Raw genomic sequence first — 15,424 nt, 5'->3', positions numbered from 1 at the left:
GGCAATGTCATCTTGCCTGATGAGAATATGAATACGAATCGAAAAAAGATACCGGGTATGTTCAGCTTTATCGCGGTGATCATGCTGTTTGTTCTGGCTTCATATGTGTTTTCCGGTATGGATGCGCAGCTGAATTCCATTTCATTCAATCAGTTCACCCAGGAGTATAAGGCGGATCTGATCAAAGAAATCAATATTTCCAGTGATGGCATGACCATCAAAGGAATCAAGAAGGATGGAACAACTTTCACCACCGTAGCAGCACCGGAAAGACTTGCACAGTTTCTGGATGCGGAAGGCAACGAGGCGGTCATCGAGAGATACTCGCCAAGATCCGATTTTTCCATCTGGAGCATTCTGACGCCTGTACTGCTTTTAGGGGGCGTAGCGTTATTCCTGATTTTTATGAACAAGCAGAATCAGAATATCGGAAACAGCAACAAAAGCGCAATGAATTTCGGAAAGAGCCGTGCCAAGATGGCGAATCCTGAAAACAGGACTGTGACATTCAAGGATGTGGCAGGTGCTGAAGAAGAAAAATACGAGCTCCAGGAGATTGTGGATTTCCTTAAAAATCCCAAGAAATATCTGGATCTTGGTGCAAGAATCCCTAAGGGAATTCTTCTTGTAGGTCCTCCGGGAACCGGTAAGACACTGCTTGCCAAAGCGGCAGCAGGAGAAGCCGGTGTGCCGTTTTTCAGCATTTCAGGATCAGACTTTGTTGAAATGTTTGTAGGTGTGGGTGCTTCAAGAGTCAGAGATATGTTTGAGCAGGCCAAGAAGAATGCACCATGTATCATCTTCATCGATGAAATCGATGCGGTGGGCAGAAAAAGAGGAGCAGGACTTGGCGGCGGACATGATGAAAGAGAACAGACACTGAATCAGCTCCTTGTCGAAATGGACGGATTCGGAATCAATGAAGGAATCATCATGATTGCGGCAACCAACAGACCGGACATCCTTGACAATGCACTGCTCAGACCAGGCCGTTTCGACAGACAGATCGCTGTAGGATATCCCGATGCCAAGGGCAGAGAGGAAATCCTTAAAGTGCATGTGAAAAAGAAGCCTCTGGGAGAAGATGTCAATCTTGAATCCCTTGCAAAGATGACCACAGGATTTACCGGAGCAGACCTTGAGAACCTGACCAATGAAGCTGCGCTTCTCGCCGTCAGGGCAGACAGAAAGTTCATTACCATGAAAGAGCTCGATGAAGCCATAACAAGAGTCATCGCCGGTACGGAAAAGAAATCCAGAATGGTCTCTGACCACGAAAGAAGACTGACTGCCTACCATGAAGCGGGACATGCGATCATCGGAAGAGTTCTTCCGAATATGGATCCGATCCATCAGATCAGCATCATTCCACGTGGAATGGCAGGCGGATACACCATGCATATGCCTACAGAAGACAGATCCTACATGAGCAAGACAAGGCTTCTTGACATGATGGTTTCTCTTCTTGGTGGTAGAGTGGCAGAAGCTCTTGTGCTTAAAGATATCTCAACAGGAGCCAAGAATGACATCGACAGAGTATCAAAGATTGCTCGCTCCATGGTCACAGAGTATGGAATGAGTGAAAAAGTCGGTACCATCTCCTTCGGTGAAGATCAGGAAGTGTTCCTTGGCAGAGACTTCTCCAAGGCGAAGACCATGTCCGACAAGATGGGTGAGCTCATCGATGATGAAGTCAAGGAACTTATCGATACCGCATATAAGAAAGCGGAAGAGATACTTGCCGAAAACATCGACAAACTGCATCTTCTGGCTGCTAAGCTTCTGGAACTTGAAAAAATCGAGGCGGATGAGTTCGAAGAGCTGTTTACCACAGGAAACATTACTAAGAGAGTTCATGCTGAAGTCTTTGCTGCGAAGAAGGATGTTTCTGAAAAGAAAGCTGTTAAAGCCGAGACAGAAGAGGACGACTTCAAAGGGAATCCGATTACTGAAAGCTGATCAGTCTGCCTTGGCATGACAAGAATAAATAAAATGAAAGGCAGAATATCTGCCTTTCATTTTGGATAAAGATGTAAATGATTACAAAAAATGCTTCCACTTGTTCACTCCCTTAACAAGTGGTGTTATAATTATAAGAGATTAGGAGGATTTTATGATAGATGAGACAATTATAGGAATGAAAAGAGTTGAAACAAGGACCGTAGAATCTCTTGATACAGCGCTCACCATGGGGTCAGGCGATCTTGAAGTCTATGCGACTCCGGCAATGGTTGCACTTATGGAGTATACCTCGAAGGAACTGATTCGTTCCTTTCTCGCACCTGAAGAGACCACTGTAGGCATCAGCCTTGAGGTGTCTCATGTCCGAGCAACACCTGTAGGACATGAAGTCAGCGTTTCTGCAGAGATTACAGAAGTTGACGGAAGAAAGATCACATTGAGCCTGGAAGCTCATGACGGAGAACATCTCATCGGACAGGGCGCTCACGTAAGAGTTGTCGTCGACAGCGAGAGATTTATGAGTAGAATCGGAAGATAATAACAATTACAGGAGGGTATATTTTTGAAAACAGATATTCAAATCGCACAGGAATCAACCATGCTGCACATCAGAGAAGTGGCAGGACAGATGGGACTTACAGAGGATGATCTGGACCTTTACGGAAAGTATAAAGCCAAGATCTCTCTGGATGTACTGAAAAAAAATCAGGACAAGGAAGATGCAAAGCTTATCCTTGTCACCGCAATCAACCCTACTCCTGCAGGAGAAGGAAAATCCACAGTCACTGTCGGTCTTGGACAGGCACTGACAAAGATCGGCAAGAAAGCGGTCATCGCACTTCGTGAGCCTTCCCTGGGGCCGGTATTCGGCGTAAAGGGTGGAGCTGCAGGCGGCGGATATGCTCAGGTTGTGCCGATGGAGGACATCAATCTTCATTTTACAGGGGATATGCATGCCATAACCACCACCAACAACCTTCTTTCAGCAGCCATAGACAATCATATCCATCAAGGCAATGCCCTCAACATCGACATCAGAAGAGTGCTTTTCAAGAGAGTCATGGATATGAACGACAGAGCACTTAGAAAAGTCAATGTGGGACTTGGCGGAAAGCCGAACGGTTTCCCAAGAGAAGACGGATTCATGATCACCGTTGCTTCAGAAGTCATGGCGATTCTATGCCTTGCCACTTCCTTAGAAGATCTGAAGGCGAGAATGGGTGAAATCATGATCGGCTACAACTATGCAGGAGAACCGATATTTGCGAAGGATCTCCAGGTTCAGGGAGCAATGGCGCTTCTTATGAAGGATGCCATCATGCCGAACCTTGTACAGACACTGGAAAATACACCTGCAATCATCCATGGCGGACCGTTTGCAAACATCGCTCACGGGTGCAACAGTATTCTTGCCACAAAGACCGCGCTGAAGCTTGGCGATTATGTGGTCACTGAAGCGGGCTTCGGAGCCGACCTTGGCGCTGAAAAGTTCCTGGACATCAAATGCAGATTTGGAGGTCTTAACCCAAGTGCAGTGGTCATCGTAGCTACTGTAAGAGCACTTAAGCACCACGGTGGCGTAGTAAAGGCTGATCTGTCCACTCCAAGTGTCGATGCGCTGAAAAAGGGTATCGTCAATCTTGAAAAGCAGATCGAGAACATCAGAAAGTTCAACCTTGAACCTGTTGTTGCCATCAACAAATTCGTGTCTGACTCAGCTGAAGAGCTTCAGTTTATTGAAGACTTCCTTAATGAGATGAATGTCAGAGTTGCACTCACAGAAGTGTGGGAAAAAGGCGGAGAAGGCGGAGTTGAGCTTGCAAAGAAGGTCGTTGAGATCGCTGAAAAGGCACAGACCTATAAGACACTCTATGATGTGGAGCTTTCCATAAAAGAAAAGGTGGAGACGATTGTTAAAGAAATCTACGGCGGATCATCTGTAGCCTACTCAGCGGCTGCGGAAAAGACCATCAGAGAAATTGAAGCTATGGGACTGGATAAAAAGCCGATCTGTATGGCAAAGACTCAGTATTCGCTGTCCGACAATCCGAAGCTCATCGGAGCGCCTAAGGGATTCGAAGTCAAGGTCAATGAGGTCAAGCTCTCCAATGGAGCAGGATTCATCGTATGTCTGACAGGAGACATCATGACCATGCCAGGACTGCCGAAGGTACCGGCGGCAAACAATATGGATATTGATGAGGACGGGAATATATTAGGTCTGTTCTAGAATATATGCTGAAAATGAAGAAGGTGAAGCCCTAACCGGCTTCACCTTTACTGCGCTATTATTTCTTTCGGTGTTTTTTGCGGTGCTCAGCCGGCGTGAGGCCTGTTTTCCGCTTGAAGATCTGCGAGTAGTAGGACTGGGAATTGAATCCCACGATGCTTGAGATATTCGACACGGAGTAGTTGGTGTTCTCCAGAAGATTTATGGATTCCTCGATTCTCTTTTCGATGAGGTAGTTTATGGGCGAGATGTCATACTGCTTCTTGAAGACATGGATGAGATAGAATTTATCGAGGTAGGTTTCATTTGCCAGAAGATCCAGAGTGATCGGGGAGGCGTAATGAATGTCGATATAGTTTCGGATGTAGGTGCACTCCTTGGTGGCATTCTTCTGGGTGGAAATGACAAGATTTGATTTGCTTCTTCGGATCACGTTCAGGATCAGGATATTGAGGAGATTCTGGCAGATGGTATCATAGAAATCGCTTCTGTTTTCCACTTCATGAAGAAGAAGATCCAGAAAATGCAGGATTTCTTCTCTGCTCTTTCTGTAGTTATGGATGCTGTAGTATTCCGAAATCTGATCATCCTTGTGCTCAGGCTCCAGTAGAAGAGAGAGTCCTTCAATGCCCAGAACGATATATTCCAGAGGATTGGAATCCTTGGAGGACTCTGTGTGCTGGACGTTGGCGTTCACGATAACAAGATCGTCCTGCATCACATGATAGGTCTCGCCTTCAATGAGGAAATTACCGGAGCCGCTGACCACATAGAAGAGCTCGGTAAAGGGATGACTGTGAAGCGTAGAGTGCCAGTCCATCTCGTATCTCGCTTTTGAAACATAGATGAGATTGGAAGACACTTTCTCGTTATTTTCATTGAGAATCTTATACAGGACATTTGACATGGATTGTTCCTCCATTTCATGGATATACAGGATGTCTTAGGGTCTTATGATATAATTATATTGCGAATCAGGATGAATAGCAATATAGTTAAAATTCGTGCCAATATACTGATACTAAAAACGTTTACGGGATTTTATACTAGAGATAACATAAAAAATATATTTATCAGGAGGATCTTATGAAAAAAATACTTACACTTCTTATGATGTCTGTCATGGCCATTTCAATTTCAGCATGCGGACAGAAAGCGGAAACACCGGGGACAGAAACTCCAGGCACGGAAACGCCGGTTGAAACACCAGCATCAGGAACCGAAGGTGAAGAAAAAGAGGAAAGAACATTAAAAGTGGCAGGGCTTGACGGAGGATACGGCACAGAGCACTGGAAAGCGGTTGCTGAAAAATTTGAAGACAACAATCCAGGGGTCACCGTTGAACTGACTCTTGAGAAAAACATTGAAGATGTACTAAGACCACAGATCCAGGCAATGAATGTACCGGATATCATGTATGTTTCCGTAGGAAGAGAAGGCATGATGACGGAAACCCTGATCAAGGAAAAGGCAGTCATGGATATTACAGACCTCCTGTCCATGGAAGTTCCAGGTGAAAGTGTGACGGTCGGGGAAAAGATCATCCCAGGATTTACAGACACATTAATCACCAATCCTTACGGAGACGGAAAAACATATCTTGCACCACTGTTTTATGGTCCTACAGGACTCTTCTACAACAAGACACTTTTTAAGGATGGCGGAGCGTATAAGCTTCCTGGTACCTTTGATGAGCTCTTTGCACTGAATGACAGCGCAAAGGCTAATGGAAGCGCACTGTTCACCTATCCGACAACAGGATATTTCGATGCGTTCTTCTATGCACTCATCAATGAAGTGGGCGGAGCGGAAGTATTCAACAAAGCCATGACATTTGATGCAGAAACCTGGAAGAGTCCAGAAATGACTAAGGTATTTGAACTGGTTGGAGAACTTGTAAAGCATAACCATGTGGATACAGTCGCTCAGGCGAACAACGAAGGCTTCACCAAGAACCAGCAGCTGGTTCTGGACAACAAGGCGCTGTTCATACCTAATGGAACATGGCTGCCAGGAGAGATGGAAAAGGCACCAAGAGCTGAGGGCTTCGAATGGGGATTCAGCGCACTTCCCGCAGTGGAAGACGGCGGAGACCGCTACTCCTACACTTTCTTCGAACAGATGTATATTCCAGCCGGTGCCAAGGAAGCAGACCTTGCAAAGGAGTTCATGGCATACATGTATTCCGATGAAGCGGCAAAGATCATCTATGAGAAGTCCGGAGCAGTAATGCCCGTGACCACATCCTCATCCTTCATGCCAGACAACGATCCGAACAAACTCTACTACTCTGTATATGATGACGGCGCAAAAGCTGCCATGGGCGGATTCCAGTCTGCACCAGCTGTTGAAGGTGTTGACCTTGTCAGCGGTACCGGTATCCTTTTTGGAACCATCAACTCAGTGGCTACAGGGGACAAGACAGTAGCACAGTGGCAGGCAGATGTTGTCGAAGCTGTTGAGAAAATCAGTGCGGCAATAGGCAACTAACGATTACTTTCATTTATAATTACGGTGGGAGATCAGTCTCTCACCGTATATTAATTAGAAAGTCAAGGAGCTTAAGATGAAAAAAGATAAAGCGTTAAAAAGATTCATTGCAATATGCGTGAGCCCTGCACTCATACTGATGTCTGTGTTCATGGTCTATCCCACGATCAATGTATTTGTCATGTCACTCTATAAATGGGGAGGACTCTCAAGAAACAAAGAGTTTGTGGGTTTTAATAACTTCAGAATCCTCATTACCGACAAGAATTTCATCAAGTCATTCCAGAACACTCTCCTTATCGTGGTCCTTGTGACCATGATCACCCTGTCCATCGCACTGGTCTTTGCATCTATTCTGGTCAGGGAAAAAGTCAAGGGACAGAATTTCTTCAGAATCATCTTCTATATTCCGAATATCCTGTCTGTTGTCGTCATATCCTCGATTTTTTCAGCCATTTACGATCCCAGCATGGGACTGCTCAATGGATTTCTGAGGCTTTTCAAGGGTCAGGACTTCGTCAATATCCAGTGGCTGGGCAACCAGAAGATCGTCATCTATGCCATCACCATCGCCATGATCTGGCAGGCGGTGGGATACTACATGGTCATGTATATGGCCAGTATGAGCAGCATCCCGCTGCATCTCTATGAAGCGGCAGAGATTGAAGGGGCAGGTAGAATCACGCAGTTCTTTGTGATTACTCTCCCCCTTGTCTGGGAAACCGTGAGAACTACACTGACGTTCTATGTCATCAGTTCCATCAACCTCAGCTTTCTGTTTGTCAAGGTCATGACCTCAGGCGGCCCTGACGGGGCGTCCAATGTCATCCTGAACTATATGTACAATCAGGCTTACACAAACTCCAGTTACGGCTACGGCATGAGTATCGGAGTGACGATCTTCCTGTTCTCCTTCATTCTTTCATTGACGGTGAATAAGCTGACAAAACGCGACATCTATCAGTATTAAGGAGCAGAGAGAAAGAGAATGAATAATAAAAAAAGAAAACCGAATCTGTATAAGATGTTCATCTACATGGCACTCATCGCCATGGCCATCACGATCATTGTACCTGTAGTGTGGGTATTCATGGCCTCTGTCAAGGACAACAGCGAATTTTATACCAACCCATGGGCATTTCCCAAAGGTCTGAAGCTGTCCAATTTTCTGGAAGCCGTCGAGATCGCAAATATGGGTGAGTATTTCCTGACTTCCGTCATGGTGACCACGCTCGCCATCATCATTCTTCTTCTGGTTTCGATCCCCTGTGCCTATGCACTGGCAAGATTCGACTTTAAGGGAAGCAGGCTGCTCAATGCATTTTTTCATGCAGGAATTTTCATCAATGTGAACTACATCGTAGTGCCCATTTTTCTTATGCTTTTGGACTGGGATATCGCGCTGCGTGCTGGAAGCGGCATCGGATTTTTTCTGGACAACAGATTTGTCCTGGCACTTGTCTATGCGGCGACTGCGATTCCCTTTACCATCTATCTTCTTTCAAACTATTTCAGAACCATTCCGAAAGATTTTGAAGAAGCGGCAAGTGTGGATGGTGCCGGACACTTCAGGACCATGGTCACCATAATGATTCCTATGGCAAGACCAAGCATTGTAACGGTGATTCTGTTCAATTTCCTGGCGTTCTGGAATGAATATATCATCGCACTGACCCTCATGCCCAACGGAACAAAAACTCTTCCTGTGGGGCTCATCAATCTCATGCAGTCACAAAGAGGTGCGGCAAATTACGGACCGATGTATGCGGGACTTGTCCTAGTCATGCTGCCCACACTCATCCTATATATTCTGGTCCAGAAAAAATTAACTGAAGGTATGACCGTAGGAGGCGTAAAAGGATAATATGAGCAAGACAAAAGGAAATTTAACATTACCAAGTGAAAGCGGGTTCCTGGATGAAACCGTAGAAATGATGGAGAGGTGGGGTGCAGACGCCCTAAGAGACAGCGACGGTACAAAGCTCCCCGATGAAATCAAGAACCTGGATGCCAAGATCTATACCACCTATTTTGTCAGCAGAGGTCACAATGATTTCTCAAGGGAACATATGGATGAAACTCAGAGCATATACCTCATGACAAGACATAACGTGGCGACAGAGGAGGAACTCACCATTTCCATTATGGACGGATACTACAGGGAACAGGTTCAGCCCAACTACAGCTATGATCCTAAAATCTTCTGGGAAGTTATGGACAGGACTCTTGATCAGGTTGTGGACAGCTCTTTATGGACTGTGGATGAAGAAAAGAATACCGTCACCCTTAACCATACCGAGCCTTTTCATGAATATACGGTATCCTTCCTTGTTAAAGCCATCTGGGATCCCACTCAGATGTATAACCACATCACCAATAACTGGGGCGAAAAGGAACATGATATTCCCTTTGATGTGAGAAAGAAATATTCCAATGAATATATCCACAGCTATATGGAAAAGTGGCTGGAGGAAAATCCCAGAACTGATGTGGTGAGGTTCACGACTTTCTTCTATCATTTCACTCTGGTATTCAACGAAAAAGGAAAAGAGAAATTCGTAGACTGGTTCGGTTACAGTGCAAGCGTCTCCATTGAAGCGCTTGAAGCGTTCGAGAAAGAAAAAGGATATCGCCTGAGACCTGAGCATATTGTGGATAAAGGATACTACAATACAGCCTTCAGGGTGCCTACAAAAGAGTATCTGGATTTCATCGATTTCCAGAGCAGATTCGTGGCTGATGAGGCAAAGAAGCTTGTGGACAGGGTCCATGCCCATGGCAAGGAAGCCATGATGTTTCTTGGGGACAATTGGATCGGTACCGAGCCCTACGGAAAGTATTTCAAGGAAATCGGTCTGGATGCCGTCGTGGGATCAGTCGGCGGGGGAGCTACCCTTAGAATGATCTCAGGCATTCCAGGCGTGAAATATACTGAAGGGAGATTCCTTCCTTACTTCTTCCCGGACACCTTCAGAGAAGGCAATGACCCGACCATAGAAGCCAAAGAGAACTGGCTGTCGGCAAGACGTGCCATCTTAAGAAAACCTGTTGACCGGATCGGGTACGGTGGTTATCTCTCCCTTGCATATCAGTTCCCGAAGTTTGTGGACTATATCGAGTCAGTGGCCGATGAATTCAGAGACATCCACGGAAAGATCGCAGGGGTAAAACCTTACACCGGCATCAAGGTCGCCGTACTCAATTCCTGGGGAGAGCTGAGGTCCTGGCAGACCCATATGGTCGCCCATGCGCTCTGGTATAAGCAGATCTATTCCTATCTTGGGGTTCTTGAAGCCCTCAGCGGAAGCTCCGCAGATGTGAGCTTCATCTCCTTCGACGATGTGAGAAAAAACGGCGTTCCAGAAGATGTTGATGTCATCATCAATGCAGGAGATGCCATGACGGCATTTTCAGGAGGAGAGGAGTGGCTGGATCCGAAGCTGGTTGCGACCATAAGAAGATGGATTCATGAAGGCGGCGGATTCATCGGAATCGGAGAGCCTTCTGCTGTACATCACGGCGGACGTTTCTTCCAGCTGGCCGATGCTTTGGGCATCGATAAGGAGCTTGGCTTCAGTCTGAGTACGGACAAGTATTTCAGGACACCTGTAGAAGACCATTTCATCACAGAAAACACCAGAACAGATATCGACTTCGGTGAGGGAATGAAAAATATCTATGCGCTGTATGAGGACACGGAGATTCTCAGTTATCATGACGGTCAGGTGGAGCTTTCCGCTCATGATTATGGAAGAGGAAGAGCGGTCTATATTGCAGGGCTGCCTTTCAACATGGAAAATTCACGCCTTCTTCATCGTGCGATGTTCTACTCTGCACACAAGGAGAAGGACATGTCTGTGCTTTATGCGGACAACATCGAGGTTGAGGTGCATGGCTATCCTTCCATAGAGAAATATGCTGTAGTAAACAATTCGGACAGACCTCAGGAGACAACAGTCTGGGATCATGAAGGAAAAGAGACCTCATTAGCACTTCATCCTTCGGAAATCAGATGGATCAGCTACGGAGAAAAGGCATGAGAAAATCAGTTTTAGAAATCATCCTTTTATTATCCGGAATCATCCTTCTGTTTTTCGGATTCGGAAGGGAAGGCATGAAGGGACTTCTCATTATGACGGGTGGGCTCATATTGATGCTCACATCACTTTACCTTTACAACAGAGCAAGAAGATAGAAAAAGAAGCACATATCGAATCACGGAGGTAAACCCATGAATGGGAGAGAAGAAAGTAAGCTCAGTCTGGTGGTCATGGCTGCCGGGATGGGATCAAGATTCGGTGGGCTGAAGCAGCTTGAACCTGTCGGACCATCGGGTGAGTTCATCCTTGAGTATTCAGTCTACGATGCCTGGAAGAGCGGTTTCAGGGAGCTCATCATCATCATTAAAGAAGAAAACCGGGATCTTTTTCATGAAGCCATAGGCAGGAAAATCATGAATTTCATGGAAGTGAAGTACGCTTTTCAGGACATCAAAGATATTCCCGATGAGTTCAGGGAAAATGAAGAAGTAAAGAAAAGACAGAAGCCCTGGGGAACAGGGCATGCTGTTCTTGCTGCCCGGAAAGAAATCACATGTCCTTTCATGGTCATCAATGCAGATGATTTTTATGGAAAGGAGACTTTCTCTGAAATGGCAAGGATACTTACAGAGATTCCGAAGGGGACAGGTGCCATCGTCTCCTATCCGCTGGAGAGGACGATGACAAGAAGCGGCGGCGTGTCCAGAGGTCTATGCAGCACGAATGAGGCGGGATTTCTGACGGATGTCGTTGAACATACGGATATCCGGTATGAAGAGAACAGAATTCTTTCCTTTGGAGAAGAAGTTATGGAGGTTAAGCCCGATACTCAGGTATCCATGAATGTATGGGGATTTCTGCCGGAAATTCTGCCCCTTCTGTCACAGGAGTTTACAGCGTTTCTGGAAAATATCCGTGATCCTCTGAAAGATGAGTTTCAGCTGCCCTCGGCAGTAAGCAGTATGATCAGAAAAAACAGTATCCGGATCCTTGCAGGAAGAAGCACGGAAAAATGGTACGGGATCACCTATAAAGCGGATAAAGAGACAGTGAAGCTGGGGATAAAAGAGCAGACAGATAAAGGAAGATATCCTGAAAGGCTATGGGAGGATAAAGATGGAAGATAAAATGTATGAACTCATCGGAAAGTTCAGTATTGAAGGCGAGCCGGTGGACGTCATTAAGTATGGACAGGGTCACATCAATGATACATATAGGGTGACCACAAAGCTTCAGGATGATCAGGAAAAAAGATATATTTTCCAGAGAATCAATCATACCATCTTCAAGGATCCCATAAGGCTTATGGATAACATCAGAGGGGTCACAAAGCACATCAGAAAGAAGACTGATCTTCTTGGGGGGAATCCGGAAAAGGAGTGCCTCAACGTAATCAGTACAAAGGAAGGAAATCATCATCTCCTCAGTGGGGGAGAATACTATAGGGTATATGACTTCATAGAAGGGGCAAGAACCTATCAGAGAGTCGACGGCCCAGATGATTTCTATAAATCCGGACAGGCTCTAGGAAGATTTCAAGAGCTGCTTTCCGACTATGATGGAAGGACGCTGCATGAAACCATAGAAAACTTCCATAATACGGAAGCACGTTTCAAGGACTTCACAGAAGCGGTCAGTGAGGACATTAAAGGCAGAGCGGCAGTATGCAGAAAAGAAATAGATTTTTTTCTGGAAAGAGCATCGGATACGAAGATCATCAATCGTCTGATCCGTAATGGAGAGCTCCCGATAAGAGTCACGCATAACGATACGAAATACAATAATGTCATGATCGATGATCTGACCCGTGAAGCTGTCTGCCTTGTGGATCTCGATACGGTGATGCCCGGTGTGTCTCTTTACGATTTTGGGGATTCCATCCGGTCAGGAGCGACAACTGCTCTGGAGGATGAAAAGGATCTTCGTAAGGTGAATTTCGATCTTTCCTTATTTAAAGCCTATACACAGGGCTACTTAAGTACAGGCGGTTTTCTTACAGAAACCGAAATCATGTATCTGCCTTTTTCGGCTAAAATCATGACCTATGAATGCGGAATGCGTTTTCTGAAGGACTATATCGAAGGGGATATCTATTATAAGATCGAGTATCCGGAGCATAACCTTGACCGTGCGAGAAATCAGATCAAACTCGTTAAGGATATGGAAAGAGATTATCAGCAGATGATTGAAATTGTGAGAGAGAGCATTTAGCTCTCTCTTTTAAGTGAAGCGGAAGATTTCTTCTGATTTATATGCAATAAGCTAAGTGTTCATGACCGAAAAGTATGAATTTGTCCTTTTACTTGACAAACCAGTAGTTATTGCTAAAATTATATTGTTCAAAAACATAACAACAGAGAAAATGATATCGATCAGCAGCTTTTTAGCTGCTTTTAAATTATTAAGGGAGTTGTCTTATGATTCTGTTAATAGATGTAGGTAATACAAATATTGTCATGGGTGTCCATGACGGCACAAAAATCATCAGTGATTTCAGGCTTTCCACAAACAGCATGAAGACCTCGGATGAGATCTCCATTGATGTCATCAGCCTGTTTCAGCTGAATAAACTGGAACCGTCAAGTATCGACGGAGTCATCATATCTTCTGTAGTCCCTAATGTCATGTATTCACTGGAAAATATGGTGAGAAAAGTGTTCAAGGTGACCCCGATTGTTGTGGGTGCCGGGGTGAAGACAGGAATCAATGTAAAGACAGACAATCCCAAAGAAGTCGGTGCAGACAGAATCGTCAATGCTGTGGCTGCGTCAGCCAAATATAACAGAAGTCTCATCATCATCGATTTCGGAACAGCCACGACCTTCTGCTCCGTCAAGAAGGATGGAACTTATCAGGGTGGTATCATATCTCCGGGAATCAAGATTTCTGCTGATGCACTCTTTGAGAAGGCAGCAAAGCTTCCACGTATTGAGCTTATGAAGCCGGATACCGTCATCGGAAAGAACACAGTGGTCTCCATGCAGTCAGGACTTGTTCACGGCTACATCGGACTTGTGGAACATCTTGTTAAGCTGATGAAGAAGGAAATGATGACAGATGATGAAGAAGAACCGTTCGTTGTTGCAACCGGCGGATTCTCAAGACTGATGAAACAGAGCACAGACTGTATCGATGCGGTGGAACCTAATCTGACCCTGGAAGGGCTGAAACTGATATATGATAAAAATAAGAAATAGTATACTGGAGAGCAACGTCTTTCTTGCACCCATGGCTGGCGTAACGGACATATCTTTTAGAGAAATCGCCATATCCATGGGCTGTTCTATGGTATACTCAGAGATGGTCAGCGCAAAAGCGCTCCATTACGGCAGCGAGAATACGAAGGAACTCCTTCGTATATCACCTAAGGAAAAACCCATAGCCGTGCAGCTGTTCGGAAGCGATAAGGAGATCATGGCAAGAATCGCAGGTCATCTTGATGAGAACGAGGATATTGTCCTTCTGGACATCAACATGGGCTGTCCTGCACCTAAGCTGGTCAAGAACGGTGAAGGGTCATCCCTTATGCTTGATCCGAAGAATGCGGCAGAGATCATAAGAGAAGTGAAGAAGACGACGACAAAGCCTGTTACCTGCAAGTTCAGGAGAGGCTTCAAAAACGGGCAGGAAACTGCACTTGATTTTGCAAAAAGAATGGAAGATGCCGGAGCGGATATGATCACTGTCCATGGCAGATTCAGAGAGCAGTACTATTCCGGTAAATCGGACCGTGAGATCATCAGAAAGATCAAAGAGAGTGTTTCCATACCGGTTATCGGAAATGGAGACATCTTTACGGGTGAAGATGCTCTGGAAATGTTTGAAACCGGCTGCGACGGTATCATGGTTGCAAGAGGCGCCCTAGGAAATCCATGGATTTTTGAGGAGATCAGTGCAGCACTTGAGGGAAAGCTCTATGAGAAACCGGGCTTCGGCGAAAGACTCGATATCCTTATGCTGCACTACAGAAGTACACTTGCCTATGACGGCGACGCCAAAGCGGTGAGAGAGATGCGAAAGCATATCGCATGGTATCTTAAAGGGATGCCCAGCAGTGCAGACATCAAGGATAGAATCAATCACGAAATCGATCCGAAGATCGTTCTTGGAATACTTGGCTCCTATAAGGAGAAACTGGTTGAAACAGCTAAAATCATTGACATATAAGGATAATGTAACTATAATAGAAAATCAAATAAACCATTAAGGGGATTTAAAATGAGTGAAGCAAAAAAGTATATCATGACATATGAAGGTGTCAAAAAGCTGGAAAGTGAACTTGAATTTTTAAAGACAGTAAAACGTAAGGAAATCACCGAGAAAATCAAGGTTGCACTTGGTTATGGGGATCTCAGTGAAAATTCCGAGTATGATGAAGCGAAAAATGAGCAGGCTTTTGTCGAAGGCAAAATCAGCCAACTTGAAAATACACTGAGAAATGCAACCGTCATCGATGAAAATGATATTTCATATGATGTGGTCAGCGTGGGCTGTAAAGTTAAAGTATACGACTTTGAGTTTGATGAGGAAGTGACCTATACTCTTGTGGGATCAACAGAAGCGGATCCCATGAACTTCAAGATCTCAAATGAGTCGCCAGTAGGCAGTGCACTGATCGGACACAAGGTGGACGATGAAGTTACCGCAATGGTTCCAAATGGAACAAGCAAGTTCAAGATAATCGAAATAGGAAGAGAGTAGG

The 15,424-nt window shown here is 45.2% G+C and carries 14 protein-coding genes; 13 read left to right on the top strand and 1 reads right to left on the bottom strand.

What is annotated here, in order from left to right:
• Positions 1-27 precede the first annotated feature (27 nt).
• The 3 genes from ftsH (at position 28) to RTX25_RS01175 (ending at position 4,192) form a co-directional block, all read left to right on the top strand.
• A complete protein-coding gene (gene ftsH / locus RTX25_RS01185; protein ID WP_397428505.1) occupies positions 28-1,959 on the top strand; it encodes an ATP-dependent zinc metalloprotease FtsH in 1,932 nt (643 codons plus the stop codon).
• A 154-nt stretch (positions 1,960-2,113) separates the two neighbouring features.
• The gene (locus RTX25_RS01180) at positions 2,114-2,500 is read left to right on the top strand and encodes a thioesterase family protein (protein ID WP_312649545.1); all 387 of its coding nucleotides are present in this window, start codon (positions 2,114-2,116) and stop codon (positions 2,498-2,500) included.
• 24 nt (positions 2,501-2,524) lie between these two features.
• Entirely contained in the window at positions 2,525-4,192 is a 1,668-nt protein-coding gene (locus RTX25_RS01175) for a formate--tetrahydrofolate ligase (RefSeq protein ID WP_312649543.1), read from the top strand.
• A gap of 58 nt (positions 4,193-4,250) precedes the next feature.
• On the opposite strand, the gene RTX25_RS01170 is transcribed toward RTX25_RS01175, so the two are convergent.
• Positions 4,251-5,099, bottom strand: a complete 849-nt coding sequence (locus tag RTX25_RS01170) for an AraC family transcriptional regulator (protein ID WP_312649541.1) — start codon at positions 5,097-5,099, stop codon at positions 4,251-4,253.
• Positions 5,100-5,278: 179 nt separating this feature from the next.
• Between RTX25_RS01170 and RTX25_RS01165 the strand changes: the two genes are divergently transcribed.
• The 10 genes from RTX25_RS01165 (at position 5,279) to greA (ending at position 15,423) form a co-directional block, all read left to right on the top strand.
• Positions 5,279-6,682, top strand: a complete 1,404-nt coding sequence (locus RTX25_RS01165) for a carbohydrate ABC transporter substrate-binding protein (protein WP_312649539.1) — start codon at positions 5,279-5,281, stop codon at positions 6,680-6,682.
• 76 nt (positions 6,683-6,758) lie between these two features.
• Entirely contained in the window at positions 6,759-7,652 is an 894-nt protein-coding gene (locus RTX25_RS01160) for a sugar ABC transporter permease (protein ID WP_312649537.1), read from the top strand.
• Positions 7,653-7,670: 18 nt separating this feature from the next.
• Positions 7,671-8,546 (top strand): carbohydrate ABC transporter permease, encoded by an 876-nt coding sequence (locus RTX25_RS01155; RefSeq protein ID WP_312649535.1) that lies wholly within the window; start codon positions 7,671-7,673, stop codon positions 8,544-8,546.
• 1 nt (position 8,547) lies between these two features.
• Positions 8,548-10,722 (top strand): 1,3-beta-galactosyl-N-acetylhexosamine phosphorylase, encoded by a 2,175-nt coding sequence (gnpA, locus tag RTX25_RS01150; RefSeq protein WP_312649534.1) that lies wholly within the window; start codon positions 8,548-8,550, stop codon positions 10,720-10,722.
• The gene (locus tag RTX25_RS01145) at positions 10,719-10,877 is read left to right on the top strand and encodes a DUF6903 family protein (protein WP_312649532.1); all 159 of its coding nucleotides are present in this window, start codon (positions 10,719-10,721) and stop codon (positions 10,875-10,877) included. Before gnpA ends, RTX25_RS01145 begins: the two co-directional genes overlap by 4 nt.
• Before the next feature lie 36 nt (positions 10,878-10,913).
• Positions 10,914-11,849 carry a sugar phosphate nucleotidyltransferase gene (locus tag RTX25_RS01140; protein WP_312649530.1) on the top strand — a complete coding sequence of 312 codons (936 nt, stop codon included), beginning with the start codon at positions 10,914-10,916 and terminating at the stop codon, positions 11,847-11,849.
• Positions 11,839-12,933, top strand: a complete 1,095-nt coding sequence (locus RTX25_RS01135; protein WP_312649528.1) for an aminoglycoside phosphotransferase family protein — start codon at positions 11,839-11,841, stop codon at positions 12,931-12,933. The genes RTX25_RS01140 and RTX25_RS01135 overlap by 11 nt, the downstream gene beginning before the upstream one ends.
• Positions 12,934-13,139: 206 nt before the next feature.
• Positions 13,140-13,919 carry a type III pantothenate kinase gene (locus tag RTX25_RS01130; RefSeq protein ID WP_312649526.1) on the top strand — a complete coding sequence of 260 codons (780 nt, stop codon included), beginning with the start codon at positions 13,140-13,142 and terminating at the stop codon, positions 13,917-13,919.
• Positions 13,903-14,889, top strand: a complete 987-nt coding sequence (gene dusB, locus RTX25_RS01125) for a tRNA dihydrouridine synthase DusB (protein ID WP_312649810.1) — start codon at positions 13,903-13,905, stop codon at positions 14,887-14,889. The genes RTX25_RS01130 and dusB overlap by 17 nt, the downstream gene beginning before the upstream one ends.
• Before the next feature lie 51 nt (positions 14,890-14,940).
• Positions 14,941-15,423 carry a transcription elongation factor GreA gene (gene greA / locus RTX25_RS01120; RefSeq protein ID WP_312649524.1) on the top strand — a complete coding sequence of 161 codons (483 nt, stop codon included), beginning with the start codon at positions 14,941-14,943 and terminating at the stop codon, positions 15,421-15,423.
• The last annotated feature ends 1 nt before the right edge of the window (position 15,424 follow it).

The sequence above is a fragment of the Proteiniclasticum sp. genome (assembly GCF_032054185.1).
Lineage (GTDB): Bacteria > Bacillota > Clostridia > Clostridiales > Clostridiaceae > Proteiniclasticum.
Note: the sequence above shows the minus strand (reverse complement) of the source record. Positions and strands in the feature narration are given on the sequence as shown.